This window comes from Arthrobacter agilis (assembly GCF_030816075.1).
Classification (GTDB): domain Bacteria; phylum Actinomycetota; class Actinomycetes; order Actinomycetales; family Micrococcaceae; genus Arthrobacter_D; species Arthrobacter_D agilis_E.
Window position 1 is genome coordinate 1,614,247 of sequence record NZ_JAUSXO010000001.1, and the last position, 24,897, is coordinate 1,639,143.

29 protein-coding genes are annotated in these 24,897 nt (G+C 67.5%); 10 read left to right on the forward strand and 19 right to left on the reverse strand.

Going from position 1 to position 24,897, the window contains the following annotated elements; all coding sequences use genetic code 11:
• Positions 1 to 97: 97 nt before the first annotated feature.
• From QFZ50_RS07320 to QFZ50_RS07330, 3 genes are all read right to left on the reverse strand, one after another.
• Positions 98 to 928, reverse strand: coding sequence for a class II glutamine amidotransferase (locus QFZ50_RS07320; protein WP_307083084.1), 831 nt, complete (start codon positions 926 to 928; stop codon positions 98 to 100).
• Between the two features lie 181 nt (positions 929 to 1,109).
• Positions 1,110 to 1,706, reverse strand: coding sequence for a hypothetical protein (locus QFZ50_RS07325; protein ID WP_307083085.1), 597 nt, complete (start codon positions 1,704 to 1,706; stop codon positions 1,110 to 1,112).
• A gap of 58 nt (positions 1,707 to 1,764) precedes the next feature.
• Complete coding sequence (locus QFZ50_RS07330) at positions 1,765 to 3,072, reverse strand: hemolysin family protein (RefSeq protein ID WP_307083086.1); 1,308 nt, start codon at positions 3,070 to 3,072, stop codon at positions 1,765 to 1,767.
• Between the two features lie 394 nt (positions 3,073 to 3,466).
• On the opposite strand from QFZ50_RS07330, the gene QFZ50_RS07335 reads away from it, so the two are divergent.
• Positions 3,467 to 3,646, forward strand: coding sequence for a YegP family protein (locus QFZ50_RS07335; protein ID WP_307083087.1), 180 nt, complete (start codon positions 3,467 to 3,469; stop codon positions 3,644 to 3,646).
• A 74-nt stretch (positions 3,647 to 3,720) separates the two neighbouring features.
• Here QFZ50_RS07335 and QFZ50_RS07340 read toward each other — a convergent pair whose 3' ends face one another.
• The gene (locus tag QFZ50_RS07340) at positions 3,721 to 4,383 is read right to left on the reverse strand and encodes a DUF6766 family protein (protein WP_307083088.1); all 663 of its coding nucleotides are present in this window, start codon (positions 4,381 to 4,383) and stop codon (positions 3,721 to 3,723) included.
• A 166-nt stretch (positions 4,384 to 4,549) separates the two neighbouring features.
• Positions 4,550 to 4,807, reverse strand: coding sequence for a hypothetical protein (locus QFZ50_RS07345; protein WP_307083089.1), 258 nt, complete (start codon positions 4,805 to 4,807; stop codon positions 4,550 to 4,552).
• A gap of 109 nt (positions 4,808 to 4,916) precedes the next feature.
• Between QFZ50_RS07345 and QFZ50_RS07350 the strand changes: the two genes are divergently transcribed.
• Positions 4,917 to 5,798, forward strand: a complete 882-nt coding sequence (locus QFZ50_RS07350; RefSeq protein WP_307083090.1) for a DUF427 domain-containing protein — start codon at positions 4,917 to 4,919, stop codon at positions 5,796 to 5,798.
• 20 nt (positions 5,799 to 5,818) lie between these two features.
• Here the strand turns inward: QFZ50_RS07350 and arr are convergent, their stop codons facing one another.
• From arr to QFZ50_RS07365, 3 genes are all read right to left on the reverse strand, one after another.
• Positions 5,819 to 6,229: an NAD(+)--rifampin ADP-ribosyltransferase gene (arr, locus tag QFZ50_RS07355; RefSeq protein ID WP_307083091.1), complete on the reverse strand. Its 411-nt coding sequence runs from the start codon at positions 6,227 to 6,229 to the stop codon at positions 5,819 to 5,821.
• Positions 6,230 to 6,541: 312 nt separating this feature from the next.
• Positions 6,542 to 6,934 carry a RidA family protein gene (locus QFZ50_RS07360; protein WP_307083092.1) on the reverse strand — a complete coding sequence of 131 codons (393 nt, stop codon included), beginning with the start codon at positions 6,932 to 6,934 and terminating at the stop codon, positions 6,542 to 6,544.
• Between the two features lie 50 nt (positions 6,935 to 6,984).
• Entirely contained in the window at positions 6,985 to 7,485 is a 501-nt protein-coding gene (locus QFZ50_RS07365; RefSeq protein WP_307083093.1) for a tetratricopeptide repeat protein, read from the reverse strand.
• A 199-nt stretch (positions 7,486 to 7,684) separates the two neighbouring features.
• Here QFZ50_RS07365 and QFZ50_RS07370 point away from each other — a divergent pair, with 199 nt between their 5' ends.
• The 4 genes from QFZ50_RS07370 to QFZ50_RS07385 all read left to right on the forward strand — a co-directional run bounded on the left by QFZ50_RS07370 (position 7,685) and on the right by QFZ50_RS07385 (position 11,473).
• On the forward strand, positions 7,685 to 8,737 hold the full coding sequence (locus QFZ50_RS07370; RefSeq protein ID WP_307083094.1) for a S66 family peptidase: 1,053 nt from the start codon (positions 7,685 to 7,687) through the stop codon (positions 8,735 to 8,737).
• A 162-nt stretch (positions 8,738 to 8,899) separates the two neighbouring features.
• Positions 8,900 to 10,147, forward strand: a complete 1,248-nt coding sequence (locus QFZ50_RS07375; protein ID WP_307083095.1) for a DUF6578 domain-containing protein — start codon at positions 8,900 to 8,902, stop codon at positions 10,145 to 10,147.
• Between the two features lie 494 nt (positions 10,148 to 10,641).
• Positions 10,642 to 10,956, forward strand: coding sequence for a hypothetical protein (locus QFZ50_RS07380; protein WP_307083096.1), 315 nt, complete (start codon positions 10,642 to 10,644; stop codon positions 10,954 to 10,956).
• An 88-nt stretch (positions 10,957 to 11,044) separates the two neighbouring features.
• Entirely contained in the window at positions 11,045 to 11,473 is a 429-nt protein-coding gene (locus QFZ50_RS07385; protein WP_307083097.1) for a GNAT family acetyltransferase, read from the forward strand.
• 87 nt (positions 11,474 to 11,560) lie between these two features.
• Here QFZ50_RS07385 and QFZ50_RS07390 read toward each other — a convergent pair whose 3' ends face one another.
• Entirely contained in the window at positions 11,561 to 12,040 is a 480-nt protein-coding gene (locus tag QFZ50_RS07390; RefSeq protein WP_307083098.1) for a hypothetical protein, read from the reverse strand.
• A gap of 179 nt (positions 12,041 to 12,219) precedes the next feature.
• Positions 12,220 to 12,612 carry a DUF7793 family protein gene (locus QFZ50_RS07395; RefSeq protein WP_307083099.1) on the reverse strand — a complete coding sequence of 131 codons (393 nt, stop codon included), beginning with the start codon at positions 12,610 to 12,612 and terminating at the stop codon, positions 12,220 to 12,222.
• Positions 12,613 to 13,074: 462 nt separating this feature from the next.
• Between QFZ50_RS07395 and QFZ50_RS07400 the strand changes: the two genes are divergently transcribed.
• Positions 13,075 to 14,484 carry a DJ-1/PfpI family protein gene (locus QFZ50_RS07400; protein ID WP_307083100.1) on the forward strand — a complete coding sequence of 470 codons (1,410 nt, stop codon included), beginning with the start codon at positions 13,075 to 13,077 and terminating at the stop codon, positions 14,482 to 14,484.
• A gap of 21 nt (positions 14,485 to 14,505) precedes the next feature.
• On the opposite strand, the gene QFZ50_RS07405 is transcribed toward QFZ50_RS07400, so the two are convergent.
• Both QFZ50_RS07405 and QFZ50_RS07410 read right to left on the reverse strand, forming a co-directional pair.
• Positions 14,506 to 14,718, reverse strand: coding sequence for a helix-turn-helix domain-containing protein (locus QFZ50_RS07405; protein WP_307083101.1), 213 nt, complete (start codon positions 14,716 to 14,718; stop codon positions 14,506 to 14,508).
• Positions 14,715 to 15,461, reverse strand: coding sequence for a DJ-1/PfpI family protein (locus QFZ50_RS07410; protein ID WP_307083102.1), 747 nt, complete (start codon positions 15,459 to 15,461; stop codon positions 14,715 to 14,717). The genes QFZ50_RS07405 and QFZ50_RS07410 overlap by 4 nt, the downstream gene beginning before the upstream one ends.
• A gap of 101 nt (positions 15,462 to 15,562) precedes the next feature.
• Here QFZ50_RS07410 and QFZ50_RS07415 point away from each other — a divergent pair, with 101 nt between their 5' ends.
• The 3 genes from QFZ50_RS07415 to QFZ50_RS07425 all read left to right on the forward strand — a co-directional run bounded on the left by QFZ50_RS07415 (position 15,563) and on the right by QFZ50_RS07425 (position 18,363).
• On the forward strand, positions 15,563 to 16,930 hold the full coding sequence (locus QFZ50_RS07415) for an alpha/beta fold hydrolase (RefSeq protein ID WP_307083103.1): 1,368 nt from the start codon (positions 15,563 to 15,565) through the stop codon (positions 16,928 to 16,930).
• Between the two features lie 197 nt (positions 16,931 to 17,127).
• Complete coding sequence (locus tag QFZ50_RS07420; RefSeq protein ID WP_307083104.1) at positions 17,128 to 17,421, forward strand: hypothetical protein; 294 nt, start codon at positions 17,128 to 17,130, stop codon at positions 17,419 to 17,421.
• 225 nt (positions 17,422 to 17,646) lie between these two features.
• The gene (locus QFZ50_RS07425) at positions 17,647 to 18,363 is read left to right on the forward strand and encodes an EAL domain-containing protein (protein WP_307083105.1); all 717 of its coding nucleotides are present in this window, start codon (positions 17,647 to 17,649) and stop codon (positions 18,361 to 18,363) included.
• A gap of 47 nt (positions 18,364 to 18,410) precedes the next feature.
• Here QFZ50_RS07425 and QFZ50_RS07430 read toward each other — a convergent pair whose 3' ends face one another.
• The 7 genes from QFZ50_RS07430 to mihF all read right to left on the reverse strand — a co-directional run bounded on the left by QFZ50_RS07430 (position 18,411) and on the right by mihF (position 24,893).
• Positions 18,411 to 18,731: a hypothetical protein gene (locus QFZ50_RS07430; protein ID WP_307083106.1), complete on the reverse strand. Its 321-nt coding sequence runs from the start codon at positions 18,729 to 18,731 to the stop codon at positions 18,411 to 18,413.
• Positions 18,732 to 18,875: 144 nt separating this feature from the next.
• Positions 18,876 to 21,065: a primosomal protein N' gene (locus QFZ50_RS07435; RefSeq protein WP_307083107.1), complete on the reverse strand. Its 2,190-nt coding sequence runs from the start codon at positions 21,063 to 21,065 to the stop codon at positions 18,876 to 18,878.
• A 45-nt stretch (positions 21,066 to 21,110) separates the two neighbouring features.
• A complete protein-coding gene (gene metK, locus QFZ50_RS07440; RefSeq protein WP_307083108.1) occupies positions 21,111 to 22,322 on the reverse strand; it encodes a methionine adenosyltransferase in 1,212 nt (403 codons plus the stop codon).
• A gap of 91 nt (positions 22,323 to 22,413) precedes the next feature.
• Positions 22,414 to 23,640 carry a bifunctional phosphopantothenoylcysteine decarboxylase/phosphopantothenate--cysteine ligase CoaBC gene (gene coaBC, locus QFZ50_RS07445; RefSeq protein WP_307083109.1) on the reverse strand — a complete coding sequence of 409 codons (1,227 nt, stop codon included), beginning with the start codon at positions 23,638 to 23,640 and terminating at the stop codon, positions 22,414 to 22,416.
• 31 nt (positions 23,641 to 23,671) lie between these two features.
• Positions 23,672 to 23,932, reverse strand: a complete 261-nt coding sequence (gene rpoZ / locus QFZ50_RS07450) for a DNA-directed RNA polymerase subunit omega (RefSeq protein WP_307083110.1) — start codon at positions 23,930 to 23,932, stop codon at positions 23,672 to 23,674.
• A 42-nt stretch (positions 23,933 to 23,974) separates the two neighbouring features.
• A complete protein-coding gene (gene gmk / locus QFZ50_RS07455) occupies positions 23,975 to 24,544 on the reverse strand; it encodes a guanylate kinase (protein ID WP_307083111.1) in 570 nt (189 codons plus the stop codon).
• Between the two features lie 10 nt (positions 24,545 to 24,554).
• Entirely contained in the window at positions 24,555 to 24,893 is a 339-nt protein-coding gene (gene mihF, locus QFZ50_RS07460; RefSeq protein ID WP_307083112.1) for an integration host factor, actinobacterial type, read from the reverse strand.
• Positions 24,894 to 24,897: the final 4 nt, after the last annotated feature.

A 24,897-nucleotide genomic window follows, 5' to 3' on the forward strand; every position in this document is an offset into this window, starting at 1 on the left:
GTGGCGTCTGCTCCCTCTGCTGCTTGCCCATCGCCGCGCGTTCATGGACGCTTCGGTGCTCGACCCTGGTCTGAGCCATGATCACGGACCTCTTCCGCTACACCGGGATCGGAGCGAAGGGTGCGACTTCCGCCTGAGCGCCGTGTACCACCAGATAGGAGGCTTCCGGCACCTCCTGCCATGCCCCTTCGAGGTCGCCGAGCGGCTCGGACACCACGAGTCGCGCGTCGCCCGAGAGCCCCTGCAGTAACTCATGGGTGGGATGCAAAGCCCTGAGGGCTGAGATGTCGGTGCTGCGGAAGAGAGAGCGGGACCGCCCTTCGCTGGAATAGCGGAAGGCCCAGGTGGTCTCCCCGTCCGTGACAGCCACCGTCATCTGCAGAGGGAATTCGACGCCGTGCTGTCGGCCGATGTTCTCGATCAGCCCGACCGCACGCGCGACAGCCCCCGGAGGATCCTTCTCGAGTCCCAGGGTGAGCGCCAGGTAGAAGAACAGTTCCGAATCGGTTGAGCCCTGGATCAGAGGGAAGAGGGCGGGATCCACAGCGAGTGTCAGGTCTCGCTTGAGCTTGAGGAAGTCATTGATGAGTCCGTTGTGCATCCAGAGCCATCGGTCATGGCGAAAAGGGTGGCAATTTGTCTGCTGGACCGCCGTGCCGGTCGATGCGCGGATGTGGGCGAAGACGCGGCCTGACCAGGCCAGTGCCGCCAGCTCACGGAGGTTCCTGTCATTCCATGCGGGGTCCGTGCTGTGGAAAAGGCCGGGACGGGGAACCGTCGAGTACCAGCCGACCCCGAAACCATCTCCGTTGATCGTCTCGACGCCCAGCCGGGAGTACTTGCTCTGCATCACCAAAGAACGCTCCGGCTTGTACAGGAGGTCCTCAAGATTGACGGGCGAACCGGAATAGGCGATCCAACGGCACATGAGAAGTCCCTTCCGGGGACATCACAACAGAACGACAAGGCCGGAGAATCACCCCTCAAGGGTGAATCGACGTGCACCACTCCGCTTTCGTCCCGGCTCCCGGCAGCAGTGTCCTCCTTCTGGCTGCGGAAACAGTTGAAGGCCCACTCCCCTGTCGGCCTGGTGTCCGCCCGCTGGAGGATCAGCTCACGGAGCGCCGCTCAGCCGGCATCGGTGAGCGGAACGCGAGCCGCTGCCCCGGAGCCCACACGTACTCGTCGTCGCAGCGATAGCCTCGCAGCCAGGCCCGCCCGTCCACGACGCGGAGATAGAACCCCTTGGGATACTCCACGTCTTCACTCAGCGGCTCGGACGCGATGTGGACCGCCCCGGTCGGGCCGCGACCTGCGGACAGGACCGAGTCCGGCGCGTTCGCTTGGTCCATCATCGTCAACCGGAGATAAGGGCCGGCCACCAGGGGACAGAGTTCGAGGCCCTGAGCCCTGGCGGCCTCGAAGACGCGGGACTGAACAGCCCCCTCCTCGAAACCCAGCTGCTCCACGGTGCGCTCGACGATTCGCAGCGTTTCACGGAGTGGGTCATCGAACGCGGGGTGGGTGAGCAGTGTCTGCGCGTGCACATTGAGCTGCACACCCGCAAGGTGCAGAGCCTCGACGATCGCGGATCGCGACTGCCCGCCCACCTGAACCACGAGACCCCCGGTCCCTGCTGCGCTCCCCACGGAACCATCCTCCGTCACGAGCAGCACGACAACGGTGAGCCAGGCAGCCTCAGACATCCGGTCGAGGATCCCTTGCGCTGTGTCCGGGTCTCCCGCGTTCCACATCGCGGGGCGATCAGATGACCTTCTGCTCGTCGTGAGGGTGGCCTTCCGCCGGTAGCACGAGGAGTTCGGCGATGCGCCGTCGGTCGATGCTGGTGACCTGGAGGGTCGCGCCGTCCACGTCGACGGTGTCTCCCGGTGCCGCAAGCCGGCCGAGGCGGTCGAGGACGAAACCGGCGACGGTGTCCCATGTCCCCCGCGGTAGCTCGATGCCGGTCGTCTCGGCGAAGTCCTGCAGGTTGAGTCGCCCGTCGACGACGCCTCCGCCGTCAGCGAGCCTCACGGGTGCGGCGTCGGTGTCGTATTCGTCGAAGATCTCGCCGACGACTTCCTCGACGAGATCCTCCAAAGTGACGATCCCGTCGGTGCCGCCGTATTCGTCGACGACGACGGCGATATGGGTGTTCCGGGCGCGAAGTTTCGTGAGGGTGGGAAGAAGACGGGCGGTAGCGGGCAGGTACGGGATCGGCCTGAGGACCTGTGACAATGGCGCACCCGGGTCGTGCGCGGCGGCGTCGTACAGGTCCCGCACGTGCGCGAACCCCGTGATGTCGTCGATGGACTGGTCCACCACCGGGTACCGCGAGAACGGCAGGTCGTTGATGCGAGCGATGGCCTCTGCGACGGTGTCGCTGCTGGGGAGGGCGACGACCTCGGGCCGGGGTCGCATGACCTCACTGATCTGCCGGTCACGCAGCGAGAGCACGTCGTCCAGGATGCGGCGTTCGTCCTCGGGCAGCCCTTCATGACTCGTCACGATGTCCCGGAGCTCCTCCTCCGTCATCTCCTCGCTCGTGCGGTGGGGATCACCGCCGAGAAGACGCACCACCGCGTTCGTCGACACGGACAGCAACCAGATCACCGGGCGCATGAGCACCGCGAAACCATTGAGGACCGGGGCCACGGCATACGCGAACTGCGCATTGCGCTGGATCGCCAGCCGTTTCGGTGCCAGCTCACCCAGGACGAGCGACAGGTACGCGACGATCAGAGTCAGCAGGATCGTGGCAAGAGTGAGGGCGGCCGGCTCGGCCAGTCCGAGCGATACCAGCAGGGGTGCGACGGAGGGGGCAATCGACGACGCGCCGTACGCGGCCGACGCGAACCCGGCGACCGTCACCCCGATCTGCACCGCTGAGAGGAACCTGTTCGGGTTGCGAGCCAGCGCAGCGACCTTCTCGCCTCGCTTCCCGCGCTGAGCTATGGCGTTGACCTGACTGTCGCGGAGCGTCACCAGCGCCATCTCGGTCGCCGCGAACACACCACCGATGAGGACGAACACCACGACCAGTGCGATGTTCAACCCCAGCTCCCCGTTCATCGGACCACCCCAGGAAGAGGTAGCCGGCCCGGCCTCCACCGGGCACCGGGTCTGTCGCAGTCGGACGAAGTCTCAGGGGAACGGGTCATACCTCCACTCTAGGAACTGAAGGCCACGCCGGTCGACCTCGAGGCGCCGAAGACAGCGCCTCCCTCCTCGGTGGCGGCATCCGGAGCCGCGGTCTACGTCGATGGGAGACAGTCCGGCGACCGAGCGCGGGTGCAAGGATTCCGCATGCAACGCTGCTCCGGGGGCGACGCGTGGTGCACGCGCCTGTACCCGGCTATCTTGGCACGTACGCGGATGCGATCAGCGCTCACGGGGTCAGTCATGGTTCCTGCGCGGTCACCTGGTCAGGTGAGACGTGCAGCACCGCACGATGAAGGAGACAGACATGGCGGGACGATTCGAGATCTATCTGGACGATGATGAGCGATTCCGGTTCCGGCTCACAGGCGACGACGGAGCGACCCTGGTCACCAGTGAGCCGTACGGGGACAAGGACACGACCGTCAAAGGCATCAACGGTATTCGGGACTGCGCTTCATCAGCGCTCATAGCCGACCTCACCTGAGCAGTCATCCCTGTACGTCAGCCTCCACGAGACGCTCCTTCACCGCACCGACGGGGCGGAGAGGGAAACAGCGGTCATGTGTCGGTGTCGCGATGTGCCATCGCGACGGGTTTGGACTCCACACTTCCACGTTCGCGCAGGTAGACGGACGCCCCGATCATCACGGCGATGACCATGAACTCGCTCTGCCAGTTCTGGAAGGACTCGAACCAGAATCGCGACGTCGCCATATACCCGAGCACGGTGACCCCTGGTTGGCCGTGACTCGCCTGTTCGTCGTTGTATGCCTCGCTTCCGCCCACTGCATGCAGGAGGAAGGAGGCCGCGAACAGGACGAAGAACATGATGGACAGCGAATGTTCGTACAGTCTGAGCACAAGACCGCCACGGCGCACCGGCCACGGTGCGTCCTTGTTGCCTGCCGATTCCCGCGGGTCGTCATCCTGCGGTTCATGCTTGCCCGGGAGCTTGGACTCCGAGGAGCCACGCTGGAACAAATACGCGGTCAACACCACGTACATGCCCATCTGCAGGAACTCCGATTCCCAGTTCTCGAACGTCGCCTCCAGGAAGTCGCCCGTACCGAAGAAGCCGAGGAGGGTGACGCCGGGCGCTCCGTGAGCACGTTGCTCTTCGTTGTAGTCGAGGACGCCACTGAGCACCATGCCGACGAAGGAGACGAGGAACAGCGCGGCATTCGCCAGGAAGAGTCCGTGGTCTCTTATCCAGTGCTTCATGGTGGTATTCGTCCTTCCGCTGACTCAGGGCACCGTGTGCTTGTTCAACGCTAGGAACGCCGCAGTGGCGCGGCAAGCGGAATCGGCGCGCCACTGCTGTTTGCATCGTCCGGTCCGTCCCCTTCCACTGGTCCGGATGTCACGACCAGGGAATAGCGCCTTGATATCAAGGAATTCGTGAAGGTGATTCCTCTCCAGGAAGGGCCGACAGTTTCCTCGCCTGTCTTTTCTTGCCACGCAATGCGAGCATTATCCAGTAGATTGCAAGGCCGGCGGCTATAACCAGGAAGACCCAGTCCCAGGCATTCCCGTTCCCGTAGGCAAGCCGAATGATGATCGGGATACTGAGCAGAACCGCGCCCAGGAAGCCTGCGACCAATGGCCCGTCACCGTGGAGAATCTGGTTCTTATTCTTCTGTCCCATATCCCTACTCTGTCAGGTGCCGCTGTCGAACCGTAGGACGCGCGAAGCGAGGCGGTTATAGAGCCCTCCGCCTCTATCCGGACCAGGGGCGCAGGTCTACCGTGAGTGCATGCCGGGCCCAACGAAAGACTCACTCGACCTTGACGCCGATATGACCGGCGTGCAGATGCGGGATGCGATGGGGCAGCTGCTCCAGAAGCTCCGGTACGAGCCGACGGCCAAGCGCATCCGCGCGACGCTCGGCGGGCGGACCGTCGTCGACACCACGCGCGCAATGCTCGTGTGGGAGCCGCGACGGGTCGTGCCCGGCTACGCCGTCCCGTACCAGGACATCCACGCCGAGATCTCGCTTCGCTCCTCGACGCCACTCGAGAATGACGCGGTGGGATTCATGCTTCCCGACCTGTCGAAGGTTCCCGTGTTCGACCCGCGGATCCCGTTCGACGTGCGCACGACGGCCGGCGAACCGGTCGAGGTACGCGTTCCGGAGACGGATGCCGCGGCTGCCGGGTTCCGGGCACACGACCCCGGTCTCGCCGATCATGTGATCCTCGCATTCGCCGACTTCGACACCTGGTTCGAGGAAGACGACGAGATCATCAGCCATCCGCATGACCCGTACGGTCGCATCGACATTCGAGGCACCTCCCGGCACGTGCAGCTGATGCTCGACGGCCACGTCCTCGCCGACACCACCCGAGCACGGATGCTGTTCGAGACGAACCTGCCTGCCCGGTACTACCTGCCGATGGAGGACGTCGTGGCGCCGCTCGAGCCCAGCTCGACAAGCTCGATGTGCTCGTACAAGGGTTATGCGACCTGGTACTCCGCGACTATCGGAGATCAACGGGTGGACGACATTGCGTGGCAGTACGAACACCCCCTGAGCGACGCAGCGGACGTGCGGGACTACGTCGCGTTCCTCGACGAGCGACTGGACCTCGTCATCGATGGCGAGCAACAGAAGCGCTCAGTGACTCCGTGGTCGTGACGCCCCTCGCGAAACGACCGTCAATTGATGATCTGGGCCCGTTCATCCGCATGCAGTGCCGCCAGTCGCTCTTTCCAGGTTCGTAGTGCCTCGGGTGTCAGCCGCGTCCAATCGGCGATCTCGCCGATGACCCTCAACGGAGCACGACTGCGGTACGACCGGGTCGGATTGCCTGGGAACTTCTTGTCGGTCACGTTCGGGTCGTCCTCGAACTCTCCTGTCGGCTCGACGGCATAGACGCGCGGTTCACCATCACCGGATGCAAGCTCTGCAGCGAGACCTGCGCCGTCGGGAAGCGCGGTGAAGTAGATGTGGTTCATGATGACGTCGGGACGGTAATTCGACCGGAAGCCCGCGGTCAGAAAATCTCCGACCTTCAGGTCCGCTTTCGTGCCGTGGAAGAACGGCCCTTTCTCGCTCACGTGGCTCACTGCGACAGCTTAGGGGACCGCCGAGGTCACCGGCCAGGTGGGCGAGGAGGCTTCGGGATGGGCAAGGCCCGCTTGACCAGGAATCTCCTGACTGTCGCGTCTGCAGGTGATGACCGCGGTGACCTCCCAGCCTTCAGGGAGGCGACAGCAGCAGGAGGCTACACATTGGTGGTCGATGGCCCTGACATCGCACCAGAAGTGCGCCAGGTTCCCGGTGCACACTCCGACGCCGCGATGCAGTAGCGAGGGGTTTCGGACGCCGTCATCCGAAGGACCTTGGTCTGCAGAAGTGGAACACCCCGGCAGGGGCCATCAGCCACGTACAGCAGCGACGGCTTCGATCTCCACGAGTTGGCCCTCGTAGCCGAGAACCGTGACACCGAGAAGGGTGCTCGGCACGTCATTGGCGCCGAATGCCTGGCGAACGATCTCCCATGCCCTGACGAGATCAGCCCGATCAGTCGATGCCACGAGCACACGGGTACTGATCACGTCCTCGAGCGCGGCTCCAGCCTCATCGAGTGCGGTCTTCATGTTCCCAAGACACTGTCGCGCCTGGACTGCATAGTCACCTTTGCCGACCGTCGCTCCGGCTTCGTCGAGAGGGCATGACCCCGCGAGGAAGATCAATCGCGCATCCGCAGGCGCTGTGGCCGCGTAGGCGTACGGCGCCGGGGAGAGGATGCTGGATCGGATCAACGTCACTACTGAATTTCATCAGAGCTCTACTTTCCTTCGTATCGACACATGACCGGCTACGAGTGGTCGTCGCCAAGGGACCGTATGTGGGCAGCGTTGCCACTGATGGCTGCCAGGTATCGCTCGATGTCGCGAGAGCGAACGAACTCCACCACCAGATCAAGCAGGGACGCGACAGATGCACTCGATCGACCCGCCGCATGAAGGGTGATGGCCTCGAAGGCCCCTAGCGCCGGCGAGCCGGGAAACGCGGTACGAGCTGTCCTGAAGACCTCGAGCGACGCCTCGAACTCGCCCAGGTTCCTGAGCGTCGACCCGTACTGGATGTAGCACCGGCGCAGCAGATCCCCTTCGAGCCCGGCAGCAAGAGCTTCCTCATAGAACTTCCGCGCGATGTCTTCCTGTCCCGCGGTATCGTAGGCCCCGCCGATTTCGTAGAGCACTCGCGCATCCCCCGGATGGGAAGCGTAGTAGGGAAGCAAAGCGTCGATGGTCGGCTGCATATTGTCGCGGTCCCGACGCTCGAGAATCAGGTCGAGCTCATCATCCAGAGTCATTCCGTCACTTTCGCACACGACCATCCGTCTGCCCGTATATCGATCCGCAGCTGACCTTAGCCTCCCCCGCGTACTGCGGTGTCCGCAGGCAGAGCAAAGCGTGCGCTCGGAAAGTCGGAAGGGGCGGACCTGCGCCGGCCGATGTGCTTCCAGAAGCGCATGGACTTTGAATGAATTGTTCGGCTGATCTAATGATCGGATGACATCACAGACCTTCTCCGTCCTCAAGAAGGCGGTCGCTGGTGATCGGGTCGCTGTTCTTTCCCCGGCGTTCGCGGCGCCGGCGATCGCGACGGATGTTCACGAGCAGGCGATGAGACGGCTGTCGGAGACGACCGGGTTGGTGCCGGTCGAATATCCGACGACCAGACAACTCGGCGCGTCCCCGCAGGCCCGGGCCGTCGACATCACCGCAGCATTCGCCGATCCGAGTATCCGTGCCGTGCTCGCGACGATCGGAGGAAATGACCAGATCACCGTGATCAGGCACCTCGACGCTGCGGTCATCGCCGCCAACCCGAAACCGTTCCTCGGGTACAGCGACAATACGAACCTGCACAACTTCCTGTGGGGACTGGGGGTGCCGAGCTACTACGGGGGTTCGACGCAGGTGCATCTGGGTGCGGGACCACACATCGATGACCTGCACCTCCTTTCTCTCCGCGCCGCGCTCCTCGACGGCGGCAGTATCGAACTGACCGATCCGGGCGAGTCGGAGGACTACGGAGTGCCTTGGACGGATGCTCGCGCCCTGACCGAGTTCGGCAGTCGTGAGGCGACAGCACCGTGGATGTGGTCGGGCCCGCGAAAGGTCGTCGAAGGCCCCTCCTGGGGAGGGTGCCTCGAAGTCATCGACCAGATCGCGCTGGCCGACCGGATGCCATCCGTTGCGGATCTGGCCGGAGCGATCCTGTTGTTCGAGACCAGCGAGGAGCTACCCCCGGCGGACGACGTGGTGGGTTGGGTGCGAGCCCTGGGTGAAAGAGGGATCCTCGAAGCTGTTGCCGGCGTGTTGGTAGCTCGCCCACCGGTCAGCCGCTTGGGCGAACCAGTCCCTTCAGCCGATGACCGCGCGCGACTGCGGGCAGAGCAGAGCGATGCGATGACTGGACAGATCAACGCGTACAACCCGGACGCGGTCGTCTGCGTCGGTGTTCCGTTCGGCCACACCCGACCTCAGTGGGTCCTCCCTCACGGTGGGCTCATCCGCCTGGACGGAAGTACCGGAACAGTCACAGCCGACTACGGCTGACGCGCTGTCCGCGTTACCCATCGACGCCGTCGACTATGTGGAGTCGACCTCCGTCCCAGGACTGGCGGCGAATCGGGGTCTGGACCTCGCCGCTACCTTGTAGGGACCTCTTGATTCGACCCAGGCAGCGAACCGCCACCGGAGCTGCTCTAGGCTCGTCGGATGGACGATCGCAACGCACCGCAAGTGTCATCGATCAGTGCAAGGCAACGGTGCGATGAGTGGTGTCCGTCCGGTGAGCACTCCCACTTCCTCGGCTCCTACGAGCCGCTCACGGCGTCACGACGCGATGCAGCGGATGTGGAGGACGTCGTCCCTTCGAAGGCTCCGCAGGAGATCGATGTGTGGTTGACCGAGTGGCAGGTGGCGGAGGACGGTTTCGACGTCGTCCTCGATGAAGAAGTCGACTGGGCGTTGGTACCCATGGACCAGGAGTGGCTCGCTCGTTTGTTCGCGGGCCGGCGATCGGTGCCCCTCCAACGCGATACTTACGCCGGCGCAGTAGGAGAAAGGTACGGATCGTCGGAGTGGACCCACCTTTCGGGACGTGTGACGCGAATCGATCAGGTATCGGCGCGGTACCCGGCCGACCGTGGGACCGGGTTGGCGGACGTGGGGAGCGCAATGCAACACACCGTGGCCAGCGTGCAGGACTTCCGCAGTCATGACGGGCATCGTGTCGGGTGGATCGTGAGAATCCGCGATTCCGCGCACCGACCCCTCCACCCGTCGATCGCGCGTGCGAGGTACTGTTGCGAGCACTTCATCGACGGGTCGCCGTTGGCGGCTGGCGATGACTACATCACTTCAGGGGGACTTTCAGTGACAGGTCACAGCGACACTGCGTGGAATTCAGCCGGTGCGCCACCGCGTCTCGCGGATCCGCGTCGAATCGGAACTCTTGTCGGGTTGTTCGGCGCGTATGTCTTCGTGTTCTCCTACACGCCGGGTTTCGCAGACCTCCTACCTGCCGTCGCGCGCACCCTGGTCATCGGTGCCGTCACCCTCACCGTCTGGTTCCTTTTCGCCTCGCCGCGCTACCTCGGCCCGTTCACTGCTCCTCGTGGACAGCAGATCGGAATGTATCTCCTGTGCGTGATCATGGAGTTCGCGCTGATCGCTTTCGGCACCGGATGGCTCACCTCGAGGGGCACGTTGGAGCTTCAACCAGCGCTGATCGCCCTGGTCGTCGGTCTCCACTTCATACCCTTCGCCTGGGCATTCAAGGAACGCATGTTCTACACGCTCGGAGGAATTCTTGCCGGCCTGGGTGGCCTGGGCCTGCTCATCGGCACGCGGACCAGTGCTCTCGGAGCGGCCGTCGGGTCGGGGCTGGTCATGTCCGTCATCCTCCTCGCCTACAGTCTCGGGCTGTTCGCTACTTCGCAGAAGGCCATGGCTCGACGCTGACGATCGCTCCACCAAGAGGTCCGCCCAGTTCTTCCGCCCGCAGCGCCGGAACGGACCGACGCCGGGCATCATCAGTGTCCTTCGGTCTGGTGGTCCTCCTCGGTGGAGTGTCGATGGGGGCCTTCGGTCGAGGAATAGCCCTCGCCGACGCAGGTCGGTCCTCCTGGATGGTCGACTCCCTGATCCTGCTCAGCCTTGTCGGCATACCGGCTTTCCTCCTGACGGGCTTCATCGCCTTGCTGAAGACCCGGCAGGCACAACATCCAGCACCTCTTCCCCGGTGAAGAATCGCCATGGTTCGGAGCTGCCTCTTCGCGACCATCGACGTGTCACCGTCTGCCCGACCGATGCGCCCGGTTCCGCTTCCGGGATGCGTCCTGATGGGGGCCGATCCGGGCCCGGCATTGATGCCGCTGCAGACTGCGCTCATACTCAGACCACAGCAAGATGCGATCCATCGAGCAGATTCCCACCGATCGACCCTCAGGAGCAAGATGTCCGGTGCAGCCCTGGCGAAGTCAGCCATGAAGTTCGGGACAAGGCTCGGCATCATTGCCATCGCCCTGCTGGTTCTCGGCCCGTTCATCAACAGGAACTTCGGAGTCGGGGACAGCCTGAGCCTCATGCCGCTTCCCGAGGTCTGGGAATCAGCGCCCGCAGCCGTGCTGGTGTCGCTGACGTACCTGATCGTGCTGGTGCCGTGCATGGTGCTCGCCGCCGCACTCATCACGACCTCCCTGGTGATCCGTCACGCGGAAGCAAACGACCAAGGGATGGCTTCGGAGGACTCGGCGTTCACCACCCACTGATTCCTGGTTCCCCGACCAGCACGAGCACGCCTGAGGACCGGGTGGCGGCCGCTTCGCCGGCGGGGCATGGCCGCATACACTCGGCGGAATGGAAGCTCTGACCCTGACGGAAGATCAGTATCGGGATGCCATCTCGCTGTGGGAGGCCACGGGCCTCACGCTTCCTTGGAATGACCCGACGGCGGACTTGCTCCGCGCGATCAATGGCGAGTCGTCCACTGTTCTCGGCTGCACCATGCACGGCGATCTGGTGGCTACCGCGATGGTGGGACACGACGGTCACCGCGGGTGGGTCTACTACTTGGCGGTCGCCCCGCAGAAGCAGGGACACGGCCTCGGCCGCCTGATGATGGAGGCGTGTGAGCAGTGGCTGATCGAACGTGGCGCCGTGAAAGTGCACCTCATGATCCGCACGACCAACGAAGCGGTCATCGGCTTCTACGACGGGCTGGGATACGAGCTCTCGGACGTGCAGGTAAGAGCGAAGTGGCTGAACGGGGACGGAGAAGCATCCTGAGTGGTCGGACTGCGGAGCGCGAACCACGCATCCTCGGAGTGCGGCCCGCGCGCATCCAACTGGTCCATCGTCCAGCGTCGTCGTGCCTCAGGTGGGAAGGTATGGCCGGTACGGGTCGAGGGTTCCGTCGACGACGGGGACGAGAAGGTCGACGTCGCCTTCGGTGGTTTCGGCCGTCAGCGTCGTTCGAGCACCTGGTGCATCGCCTGCCGTCCTCAGGAGCGTCTCGACCGTATCCAGGGGCACGCTGCCCTCAGCCTCGACAGTCAGCACCGTCTCCTCATCGGCGTCGCTGATCGTCACATCGACCGGCTGCCCTCCCGTGTTCTCGATCGTGCCGAGGAGCCTTGCCGGTTCTCCCTCGGCGTCGGTCACGAGCAGGACGCTCCGCAGTTCCACAGCACCGATGCTCTTGTCGTCCCCGACCGCCGTGGAGTTCCAATGATCTTCTCCCCCAGACGCGCATCCGGTGAGAAGAAGTGCCGTTCCAACCAGGGCAGCACCCACCCGGCGAGCCGAGGAGGCGTCGGAGTGGACATGCGGGGGCGGAGATGAGAACAGGACCATGAGGACTCCTCAGTAGATTTTCTGTCTGATGCCACCGTAGGCAGATCCCCCGGCGCGACGACACCGTCGATGCACGACTGCAACCGCACTCCCGGGAAACGCCTAGCGCCTACACCGAGAACACTCCGGTTCGGCCCGACGGGCCCCGGACTCCAGGTCATGGCCCGGGGGCTATCGACCTACCCGGCGTGTGGCGATGTCGTGAGCGCCTCCAGATGCAGTTCGATCCAGGTGATGGCGTCGTCCTCGGAGGTGAAGTAGCTCGTGGGGTGCACCGCCGTGTGCGCGCCTCCTGCGAGGATCTCGTCCATCGGTCCGACGCCGAGGAGCGCCGCCGCGATGACTCGGGAGTCCGCATTGAATGTCTCGCGCGCTTCCTGCGTCTGATGCACGATCGCGGTCATCTCCACCAGGATCGCGTACGGCTTGTGACCGGCCAGACAGAAGCTCGCCTCGAGAACATCGGCGGCGTCCTTGCCGGAGATCGTGGATCCTTCCACCCACTCCAGGCGCTGGATCCCATCCGGGCGCCGGCTGAGCCACGCCTTGCCATGGGCCGCTCGTCTACGCATTGAAGTCTCCGCCCTTGCCCTACCTGATGCGAAGACTACTCGGACAAGCCCACCAGCCGGCGCATCGTGCACGGCGTGGGATCAGATGCGTTTCCGGAACGTGATCTGGTAACCGTGGTCTTCCGGCGTTGGACGATGCCGGCCGGCGCCGGCGGAACTCGAGAGCACCCACGCGCAGAATCCTTGTCCTACAGGGCATTTTCACCCTGCAGTTCCGCGACCGCTGAGTGACAGCATGAGCGCACCACCCGCTCCAGCGCGCAGGACCACGCACGGCTGCCGTACCCAGGTACCCCCGACCCAGGGTCCAGGACGACGTCCTGCTCCGCTGCGAAGCACAGTCAGGAAGGCCACGAAGAACACCATGCACCCCATCGAATCCGGGACCGCCGCACACCCTCGCGGCAGTGAACCCACGACCCCAGCGGTCACGCGGCTCCACCACAGTGCTGAGGCAACCCGATGAGCGCCACCAGGATCGGCACGTCCCACCCTTCCTCCGCCCGCAGACTCGTTCTTCGCCGCATCGGGGCTGCCATCCTCGGCACCGGGATCACGCTGATCACCCTCATCGCCCTGCTCTGGGCCGGTGCTGCCGCCGCCCCCACCGAGGCGCTGATGGTCCAGGACGGCGGGAGCGCGGCAAGCGTGCCCTCTTCGGACGGCCCGATCGTGGTCGCCGTGGCCCTCGGCCGGTCCGGCACCGACGCGGCCGACGCCCTGGCCCCCTACGAGGTCTTCGCCCGCTCGACGCACTTCTCGGTCTACACCGTCGCCGCGACCTCGGATCCTGTCCCGCTCAACGGCGGACTGAGTGTGCTGCCGACGTACACCTTCGAGGACGCGGCCATAGGGGCCGCGCCGGCGCCGGACGTCGTCGTCGTTCCCGCGGTCAACGACCCAGCGGGCGACGACGAAACGGAGTTGCGCGACTACGTGGTGGACGGGGCCCGGTCGGGCGCCCAGATCCTCGGTGTCTGCGCGGGTTCGAGGGTCCTGGCCGCAACGGGGCTGCTGGACGGCCACCGCGCCACGTCGCACTGGTCCCGAATCATCGAGCTCGAGGAATCGAATCCCGACGTCACGTGGGTGACCGGTCAGCGGTACGTCCAGGACCGGGGTATCACCACCTCTGCGGGAGTGACCTCCGGCATCCCCGCTGCACTGCGCCTCATGCAGCAGCTTGCCGGCGATACGGAAGCCGAGCGTGTCGGTGCAGACATGGCCTACCCGTCGTGGTCGCTGGACGCCTCCACCGCCATCCCGGTCCAGCGGTTCGCACCGACCGATCTCGGCGTCGGTCTCAACGCCGTCCTGCCCTGGTTCCGTCCGACGGTCGGGGTCGCCCTCGCTGAGGGGGTCGGCGAAGTGGATGCCTCGGCCCCGTTCGAGGTTGCAGGGTACTCGTCAGCCACGACGGCCCTTCCCGTCGGCGCTGGATCCAGCATCACCACCGCTCACGGGCTGGTTCTCCTCACCGCACCGACCTCGGCCGCTCCGAGCAGCCTGGATCGCGTGCTGGTGGCGTCCAGCGGAGACCCGGAAGAACGCGCTTCACTGGACCGCTGGGCGCGGGGCCAGGGGATCCCCTCCTCGACGCTGCGCACGTCGTCCGGGCACGGGGGGTTCGACGCCGCGCTGGCGGACCTGGCAGCACACGGCGGGCCGGGCCTCGCGGACTCGACCGCCAAGATGCTCGACTACCCCGCCCGCAGCGCCGAGCAGGCACAGCTGTGGGTGCCACCCCGACCCGGGGCCCTCCTCGTCGTCGCCTGCGCCCTCGCTCTCACTGCCGGCCTCACTCCCCTCCTGGTGCGAGTCCGGCAGCGACGCCGACCGGCTGGGCACAGCGTCCGCATGCACTCCGCGTGATGGTCGATCACGCCGGAAGTGTCACGCGGGGGCAGCACGCCGGTTCCGGCCCTGATAGAGACGCCGGTAGCTCGAGGGCGTGGTGTTGAGTTTCCGGGTGAAGTGGAGACGGAAATTGGCTGTTGTCCCCAGGCCGGTCCGGGAGGCGATCGCGTGCACCGTCAGGCCGGTGGTCTCCAGAAGGTGGCATGCTTCGGCGATGCGTTGGTCGTTCAGCCACCTCAGGGGCGTCATTCCTGCTTCGGCCGTGAATTTCCGGGTGTGAAACTCCTGGGCGCCCAGCCGGCATGGGAGGCCATGTCGTCCACCGTGAGCGGTTCGGCCAGGTGCTGCCTCGCCCACGCGCAGGTATCGGCGAAGAGGGCCAGGGGTGCGGCGACCGCACGTTCCATGAACTGGACCTGGCCGCCTTCGCGGTGCGGGGCCACCACCATCCGTCGGGCGATGCTGTTGGCCGCCTCGGTGCCGAAGTCCTTGCGGACCAGGTGCAGGCACAGGTCGATGCCGGCCGCGACCCCGGCGCTGGTGCTGACGGCTCCCTGGTCGATGTAGAGGACGTCGGCGTCGACGGAGACACCGGGGTACAGGGTCTGGAGACGCTGCGCGCTCCTCCAGTGCGTGGTGGCCCGCTTGCCGTCCAGAAGGCCTGCGGCGGCGAGCGCGAAGGCGCCCGTGCACACCGACACCACCCGTGCCCCGTTGGCGGCCGCCTGACGTAACGCCTCGCAGACCTCGGCGGAAGGGTCGTCCAGCGGTTCGTAGCCGGGCACCACGACCGTGTCCGCGGACAGGAGGGCATCCAGACCGTCGGTGGCCTGGATGGAGTAGCCGGACGTCGTCGGGACCAGACCGGGCTGGGCCGCGCAGACACGGAAGGAGTACCGCGCCCGTTCATCCGCATGGCCGAAGACCTGCGCAGGGATGGCCAGGTCGAAAGCGACCACATCCTGCAGTGCCAAAGCGACGACCCGGTGCATAGGGCCACTGTACCGAGCAGGGCATCGCCTGAGCGGAATCCTTTCCATGAAGGGCATTTTCGCCCCGCAGATCCGCTGCCACCGGGTGGCAGCATGAGCGCATGACCCTTCCCCCGGCGAGCACGAACAGAACGTCCCGCACTTCCACGAGCCCCCACACCGCGGCTCGGAAGCGTCTCCGCCCTCATCCGTCGCGCAAGGATCGCACCGGCTGGATCGCCGCCGGTTCCCTGGTGACCGGGGCGCTCGCCGCACTCCTGCTGGCCGCTGCACCGTTCATCCCGCCCACCGAGAGCGGCGTGAGCGGCGCCGTCCTGGTGGGGCTCGCCCTGGGCTGGGCGATGCTGGCTGGTCTCTCGGGACGGCTCACCGATCAACCGCAGCGATGGGCCGCGGCTCCGGCACTCCTCCTGGGACTGACCGGTGTCCTCCTGGTGGTGTTCGGTGCCCCGCTGCGCGCCGCGCTCACCTGGGTATGGCCGCCCGCCCTGCTGGTCGTGGCCCTCTGGATGATCCCCCACGCCCGACGCCGGCTGCGCGGCCGCAGCGGGCGCGTCCTGCTCTACCCGGTGATCGCCGTGCTGGTCCTGGCGTCGCTGGGTGGAGGCTACGAAGCCGCAGGCGAAGCGGCGGACGCGAGGGCCCATGCCATGCCGGGCCGATTGATCGACGTCGGCGGACACCGCCTGCACCTGGACTGCACCGGCTCAGGCAGCCCGACCGTCGTACTCGAACCCGGTGCGGGCGGGATGTCGTCGGATCTCGGGCGGATAACCCCGGCCGTCGCCCGTGACACCCGGGTGTGTATCTACGATCGGGCGGGCCGGGGCTGGAGCGATCCGGCGACCACCCCACAGGATGCCGCCCGGATCGCGACGGACCTCCATACGCTGCTGCAGCGCGGGGACGTCCCCGGACCGTACGTCCTGGCGGGACACTCGTTCGGTGGACTCTACGTCCTCACGTTCGCCGCCCACTACCCCGAGGACGTGGCCGGACTCGTCCTGGTGGACTCGACCGCGCCGGCATCCGGCCCCGTCCGGTCGGCGCATCCCGACGACTCCGACTCCGACATGGTGGACCGGATCTCGGCGCTCGCCGCGAGCGCCACGCGCCTCGGTGTCGGACAGTTGCTCGGTGTGACGCCCGCCCATGCGCAGAGCACGCTCCACGAGTACGGCCACGGCGGCTCCTCCGTGCAGCAGGCTGCCGCCCTGAAGGATCTTGGCGGCAAGCCGCTGGTCGTCCTGACCGCGGGCCGTGGGAGCGCGCCCGGCTGGGACGTATCGCAGGACGTCCTGGCCTCCCTGTCGTCCGACAGCCTGCACCGCGTGGTCGACGGCGCCACCCACGCGTCGTTCATCACCGACCAGGAGGATGCGTCCGCGGCTGCCCGGGGGATCCTCGACGTCGTCTCCGCCGTACGGGCTGCAACTCCTCTGACGCCCCGAGACGTCGAAGGCCTGTGATGCCGAACCCGGGCGGAGGCGGCGAGGAGCGTTTGTCCGGGGCGGCCGCACCGGTGCGTCCGACACCGGAGGCCTGAACCGTGCGGCACCACAGGCGGCTCCCGGTTGACGCCGTCCCCGTCGTCGTCCCTTGACAGCCGGACGCCGCGGAGGATCATTCGAGGGACAGGACTTCGGGCCGGACGTCGGAGGACACCATGGCGCTCACGGATGGCACCCACACACCGATTCGGGTCGAGCTCGTGGCCGGCACCTCCGGTGAGGCCGCAGACTCGAGGATCCCCCGTGCGATCGCAGCCGCAGCACTGGTGCCGGGTGCGGTGGCTGCCTTCTTCGCAGCCGATGACGGCGAACGGTCCGTGTACGACGACCCGGCCGTCCTGCGTGCCGGCGACTCGGGCCAGACCTCGACCAGCACAGCAGCACCCTCCCCTGATATTGATCCCCTCGGGTTCTTCGATCCGGGTGACGCAGCGGGCGACGGCGACTAGCGCTCCTACGGCAGCAGCAGGACGTCGACGGCAGCGCAGGGCGGCGACGACGCAGGAGCAGCAGGAGCACAGCCCGGCCGTGCCTGTCGGACCGCCGGTTGGTCCTGCCCGGCTGGACGGCGAGGACGCTCGGCGTGTTCTATGGTGGACGGAATCAGTAAGGGAGCAATCTGCATGGCATGCAACGGCTGCGCCGTATCCTCACGACTCGGCTTCGAGTTCAGCATGGCTTTCCAGCCGATCTACGACGCGGTCGACGAGCGCGTGTGGGGCTATGAGGCGCTGGTCAGGGGCCTGTCGGGCGAGGGCGCCCCCGAGGTCCTCTCGCGCATCCTGCCGGACCAGCGGTACCGCTTCGACCAGGACTGCCGCGTGAAGGCGATCGAGCTGGCATCGCGCCTGTTCCCTGCCGGCGAGGATTTGAAGCTGTCCATCAATTTCATGCCGAACGCAGTCTACGAACCGGCCGCGTGCCTCCGAGCGACGCTGCGCGCAGCCGCGCGGTGCAGCTTCCCGACGTCGGCCATCATGTTCGAGTTCACCGAGAACGAGGAGGTCGAGGACACCGCCCACCTCACGAACATCATCACCGAATACCGCAAGCACGGTTTCACCACCGCCATCGACGACTTCGGTGCCGGTCATGCGGGGCTGGGCCTCCTGGTGGACTTCCAGCCGGACCTGATGAAGCTCGACATGAAGCTCGTGCGCGGCATCGACGGCAGCCCCGCTCGCCAGGCCGTCGTGTCCGGTGTCCTCGGCATCGCCGGGGAGCTCGGCATCACGGTGCTCGCAGAAGGTGTCGAGACGGAGGCGGAGTACCTGTTCCTGAAGGCGGCCGGTATCCGCCTGTTCCAGGGCTACTGGTTCGCGACGCCGGCATTCGAGGATCTTCCTCCGGTACGTCTCGGGTCGGTTCCCGCCATCGGCGTCGTCGCCTAGGTCCGCGCTCCCCGTCCCCGCCGGCTCGATCGATCCTCGAGCCGGCCTCAGGCCGCAGGGGCCGGGCTGGCGCCTGAGGCATGCTCCTCCGACTTGCTTTCGAAGAACTCACACAGCGCCGCCGCACGGTCCAGTTCCTTCGCAAGACCACGCAGCCTGCCGGCGCTCATCGCGAGGTCCCGCTCCCGTGGACCGAAGTTCACTTCCCACCTCGGGTCACCGGGTCCTACCGGATGAAGGAAGATGTCCGAGGGCAGATCGTTCAAGCGCATGACGACCAGTCCCGTGTCGGCCCCGGCACCGCCGTCGTGCTGCAGGACCTCGATCACGCCCGGGGTCTCCTCGGCATCGGCGGCGAATTCCCACACCCATTGCTCCAGAAGGCTTTTGCTCCGATAGGGCACGACGAACCTCTTCACTTGTCAGCGGATCCCTACTTCGGGGCAGCTACACGGTACAGCCTGTGCGCCCCTCGGGAACGCAGGCCCTCCCGGCGCGGCGTTCCTGGTGGGTCAGAGCACGTCCAGCGCGTCGAGCCGGATGTGCACCGGTTCGCCTGTCCGCCGAGCGGACAGGGCGGCGCGGCGTGCCCGCAGCTGCGCGGTGATGCCGGCGGCCGCCCGGTAGGGGAAGAACAGCAGGACGCGGTGGCTGCCCTGCCCTGCCAGTGCGTCGGCCGGCACTGTCGGCGCGCCGCCCTTCGACGCGCCGGCTGCGGCACGCGCGGCGAGCATCGCCTCCCGCCGGATGTCCGGCGGGACGGGCGCCGGGCCGACGACGCGCGCGACGCCTTCCGTCCGGACACCCTCGAGGAAGTGGGTGAGGGCTTCGCGGGTTCCCGTGAGCACCGCGTACCGGACTGCGGGAGGCAGTCCCAGCTCCTGGCGCTCGCCGAGTTCCCGCGAGGCGGCGCCTGCCGGGTCCCACCGCACGAGGTGTCCCACCGCGACGTCGTCGTCACCCGTGATCACCACGGTGCCGCCCGCCGTCGAGGGGCGCGCGAGGATCGCGGCCGAGAACCAGCGGCGGAGGGCGTCCTCGCCGGCCCGCAGCGACTCCCTGCTGAGCAGGGCGTTGCCGTCGAGCAGGATCACCGCGGCGTACCCTGCCGGCGCCACCGGTTCGGCGCCCGGCGTGGCGACGACGACCGCGGGTGCGTCCCGCACCGCGTCGACGATGTGCTCACCCGCCGAGGAGATCACGGGCACGCCGGGGAACGCCCGTCCCAGTTCCTCGGCGGTGCGGGTGGCTCCCGCTACCGTGGCGCGGATCCGGGTTCCGCCGCATTCGGCGCAGGACCACGCCGTCTCGGGGCGCCCGCACCACCGGCAGGCGAGCGGGGCGGACCGGCCGGCCTGCGCCAGCGGCCCGGCGCAGGCCGAGCAGCGCGCGGGGTGGCGGCACCTGTCGCAGGCCAGCGCCGGGGAGAACCCGGTGCGTGCGACCTGCAGCAGCACGGGACCGTGCTTCAGGCCCGCCTGCGCCGCAGCCCAGGCGGCGTGCGGGATCCGGGCCTGCGCGGCCAGGGGGTCGCGCTCCATCTGGAACGCGTCCGCGGCATGGACGACGCGCGGGGTGGCCCGGCGTACCTCCGTGCGGTCGGCCTGGATGGCGTGGGCCCAGCCGGTGTCCACGAGGCGCTGGGCCTCCGTGGTGCGGCCGACAGACGAGAACAGCATCGCGGTGCCCTCGTGCTCGGCCCGCAGCAGCAGGACGTCCCGGATGTGCTGGTAGGGGGCGCGCTGTTCGATGTGCTGGTCGTCGCCGTCGTCCCACAGGCAGACCAGGCCGAGGTTCCGTACGGGTGCGTAGGCGGCCGACCGGGTGCCGACGGCGACGGTCGCGGTGCCGTGCAGGACGCGCAGGAAGTTCCGGTATCTCGGCGTCGCGCCGTCCTCCCCGGTGAGGCGGGCGACGGCATCCGCCCCGAGCCGGGCGACGAGTGCACCTTCCACCCGCGCGAGGTCGCGCTGGTCCGGGACCACGACGACCGAGCCCCGCCCGGACGTGGCGGTGGCCGCCACGGCGTCGGCGATCTCCTCCGGCCATGCGGTGGCACCGTACCCGCCGAGGCTGGTGAGGACGGCACGCGGCGACTCACCCGCCCGGAGGTGCTCGAGGTAGGCGCGCCCGTTCACGTACCGGCCGAAGCTGCCGGAGGAGCGCGGTTCCACGACCACGGGGAGCACCGGTTCCTGGGCGTCGTCCGCCGCCGGGTCCACCGTCCCCATGCTGCCGGGGAACTCCGCTTCGACGCGGGCCATCCGCGGCGGGACGGCGGAGCGCAGGACGTCGCTCACGGTGCCGACGGACCGCGCGGAGACGGCGGTCGCCAGGGCGAGGATCTCCGGTGTGAGGACCTGTTGCGGCGACACGACCTTGCCGAGGGGCAGGAGCGTGGCCGTGGTGCTCGCCTCGTCGACCCGCTCCGCCAGGAACGCGGACTGCTCGCGCCCGGCGAACCGCACCTTCACCCGCACGCCGGGCTGTGCCTCGGCGTCCATCGCGGCCGGCACCGCATAGTCGAAGAACCGGTCGAGGTGCGGCAGCTGGGCGTCGAGGATGACCCGTGCCACCGGCAGGGAGGACGCCCGCTCGGGGTCCGCCTGCGGGAGCCTGGCCGGACCGAATCCGTGCAGGAGCGACAGCTGGCCGTCCATGCCCGGGGCCGGCCGAACGGCGGGGCGCTTGGTCTCCGTCATGATGCTGCGGCGGGCAGCCCGTGCCGCCCGCCGTCCCCTCCCGCCTCAGGCGTTGAAGTAGCTCCGCAGCTTGTCCACACGGTCCGTGCGCTCCCAGGTGAAGCCGTCCTCCTCGCGGCCGAAGTGGCCGTGCGCGGCGGTCCGCTGGTAGACCGGGCGCTTGAGGTCGAGTGCGTTGATGATGCCGAGGGGCCGCAGGTCGAAGATCTCGCGGATCGCGGCGCCGATGGCCTGCGGGTCCACCGTCTCCGTGCCGAAGGTCTCGACGTAGATGCCGACGGGCTGCGCCATGCCGATGGCATAGGCGATCTGGATCTCCGCGCGGCGGGCGAGGCCGGCGGCGACGACGTTCTTCGCGACCCAGCGCATGGCGTAGGCCGCCGAGCGGTCCACCTTCGAGGGGTCCTTGCCGCTGAAGGCTCCGCCGCCGTGGCGGGCCATGCCGCCGTAGGTGTCGACGATGATCTTGCGCCCGGTCAGGCCGGCGTCGCCCACGGGGCCCCCGATGATGAAGGCGCCCCCCGGGTTGAGGATGTGCCGCACGTCGGAGGCGTCGAGTTCGGAGTCCGCGAGCACCGGGGTGATCACGTGCTCCACGAGGTCGGCGCGCAGCTGATCGAGGGAGACCTCGGCCGCGTGCTGCGACGAGATGACCACGGAGTCGATGGACACGGGCCGGTCGCCGTCGTACCCGATGGTGACCTGGGTCTTGCCGTCCGGGCGCAGGTACGGGAGGGTGCCGTCCTTCCGGACGCTGGTGAGCCGCTCCGAGAGGCGGTGCGAGAGCCAGATGGGCGTGGGCATGAGCACGGACGTCTCGTCGCTCGCGTAGCCGAACATGATGCCCTGGTCCCCCGCGCCCTGGGCGTCGTACGGATCCAGGCCCGTGCCCTCGCGGGTCTCGAGGGAGGTGAAGACGCCGGACGCGATCTCGGCGCTCTGCTGGCCGATGGACACGGACACGCCGCAGCGGGCGCCGTCGAAGCCGTTCGCCGAGGAGTCGTAGCCGATGCCGAGGATGGTCTTGCGGACGATGTCGGGGATCTCGACGTAGGCCTCGGTGGTGACTTCCCCCGCCACGTGCACGAGGCCGGTGGTGACCAGGGTCTCGACGGCGACGCGGGAATCGGGGTCCTGGGCGAGCAGGCCGTCGAGGATGGCGTCGCTGATCTGGTCGCAGATCTTGTCCGGATGCCCCTCGGTGACCGACTCCGAGGTGAACAGGCGCAAGGAGGACTCAGGGCTGGGAGAATTCACGTGCCCACTCTACTGGGTCGGAGGGACAGTGCTGCCCGGTGCTGCGTGCTGCGGCGGACGCCGGACCGGCCGTCGGACCGCACTGCGCGGCTCAGCGCGACAGCAGGTCCGCCGCACGGGTGATGACGGCGTCGGCGACGGCGCGCTTGGATCCGTGCAGCGGGGCCGATTCGCTGCCGTCGGCGCCGAGGAGGGTGACCTCGTTGGAGTCCTCGCCGAACACCAGATCCGAACCGACGACGTTGAGCACGAGGAAGTCGCACCCCTTCCGCGCGAGTTTCGCACGGGCGTGGGTGAGGGGATCGGCCGTCGCGTCGCCCGTCTCGGCGGCGAACCCGGCGATGACCAGCGGCCCGTCGCGGCCGTCGCGGGCGAGCACCTCGTCGCGGGCGAGCACGGCCTCCCGGAGGACGTCGGGGTTGCGGACGAGCGTGAGGACGGGGTCGGTCCCGTCGTCGTTCTTCTTGATCTTGGTGGTGACCGTCTCCGCGGGGCGGAAGTCCGCCACGGCGGCGGCCATCACGAGGACGTCCGTGGCGGGCAGCGCCGCGAGCACGGCGTCGCGCAGCTGGAGCGCGGATTCGACCCGGACCACCTCGCACCCGCGGGGCGGGGCGACCTCCGCGTGGGCGAGGACGAGGGTCACGCGGGCCCCCTGGGCGAGGGCGGCCTCGGCCAGCGCCATGCCCTGCTTGCCGGAGGACCGGTTACCGAGGAAGCGCACGGGGTCGAGGGCCTCACGGGTGCCGCCCACGGAGATGGTGACGCGCTTCCCCTGCAGGGCGCCGCCGGGAGGGCGGGCGGCCTCGATGGCAGCGGTGTAGATGTCGGCGGGCTCCGGGAGCCTGCCCGGGCCGGAGTCCGCCCCGGTGAGACGCCCGGAAGCCGGCTCGATCACCGTGATGCCGCGTGAGCGGAGGACCTCGACGTTCGCGCGGGTGGCGGCGTGCTGCCACATCTCGGTGTGCATGGCGGGCGCCATGACGACGGGGCCGCGCGCCATGAGCAGGGTGCCGGTGAGGAGGTCGTCGGCGAGGCCGGCGGCGGCGCGGGCGAGGACGTCAGCGGTCGCGGGGGCGATCACGATGAGGTCCGCCTCGTGGCCGAGGCGCACGTGGTTCACCTTGTCGACGTCGTCCCACACGCTGTTGCTGACGGGATGGCCGGAGAGCGCCTCCCAGGTCGCCGTGCCGACGAAGCGCGTGGCGGCCTCGGTGGGGATGACTGTCACGTCATGGCCGGACTCCGTGAAAAGACGGAGGAGGGACGCTGCCTTGTAGGCTGCTATCCCTCCTCCGACACCAAGTACTACGCGCACCGGTTGTCTGCCGCCTGCTGGATCGGTCGCGTTACTCGGACTGTTCCATGGGCGAGGAGACGAGCATGCCCTCGTTGATCTCGCGCAGCGCGATGGAGAGGGGCTTCTCGTTCAGCTTCGTGTCGACGAGGGGGCCGACGTACTCGAAGAGGCCTTCGTGGAGCTGCGAGTAGTACGCGTTGATCTGGCGGGCACGCTTGGCGCCGTAGATCACGAGGGCGTACTTCGAGTCCGAGACCTCCAGGAGGGAGTCGATCGGCGGGTTGATGATGCCTTCGGGCTGAGTTGACACAAATTCTCCAAAAATAAGGCGGAACGGCTGGTGCGGGGCCTCTCAGCGCTGCAGCGGACGCAGTCCCATCAGTGATACGAGCTCGTCTGCCGCATGCTCCACGCTGTCGTTGACGACGGTGTGGTTGAATTCCGGCTCGGCGGCAAGTTCCAGTTTAGCGGTTTCCAGCCGCTGCTGCTGTTCCTCCGGTGTTTCGGTGCCGCGCCCCACGAGGCGACGCACCATCTCCTCCCAGGTGGGGGGCGCGAGGAAGACGAAATTCGCCTCCGGCATGCTCTCCCTGACCTGGCGCGCACCCTGCAGGTCGATCTCGAGCAGCACGGACCGGCCCTCGTCCATCGCCGCCTGCACGGTGCGCCGGAGCGTGCCGTACCGGTTGCGTCCGTGGACCACCGCCCACTCCAGCAGCTGCCCGTCGGCGACGAGCTGGTCGAACTCGTCGGACGAGACGAAGAAGTAGTGCACGCCGTCCACCTCACCGGGGCGGGGAGGGCGGGTGGTCGCCGAGACGGAGAGCCATACCTCGGGGTAGTTGTCCCGGATGTAGGTCGAGACGGTTCCCTTGCCGACCGCGGTGGGGCCGGCGAGGACTGTCAGCCGGGGCTGTGACACTACTGCTTCCTTACTTGCCGGCCGGGCCGGCGTGATGTTGTTCGAGGTACAGGACCAAAGCCTTGCGCTGATGGACGCCCAGGCCGCGCACACGGCGTGTGGCGGCGATGCCGACCTCCGCCATGATGCCCGCCGCCCGCACGTCGCCGACGCCGGGCAGGGCTTTGAGGAGATCCAGGACCTTGAGGCGGCCCACGGCGTCGTCGCCGTCCGGGTTGTCGATGACTTCCGCCACCGAAAGCTTACCGGTCTTCAGCCGCGCCTTGATGTCCGCCCGCACGGCGCGAGCCGCCGTCGCCTTCCCGCGCGCCACGGTTCGCTCGTCATCCGTCAAAGGCTTCAGGCTCACGGGT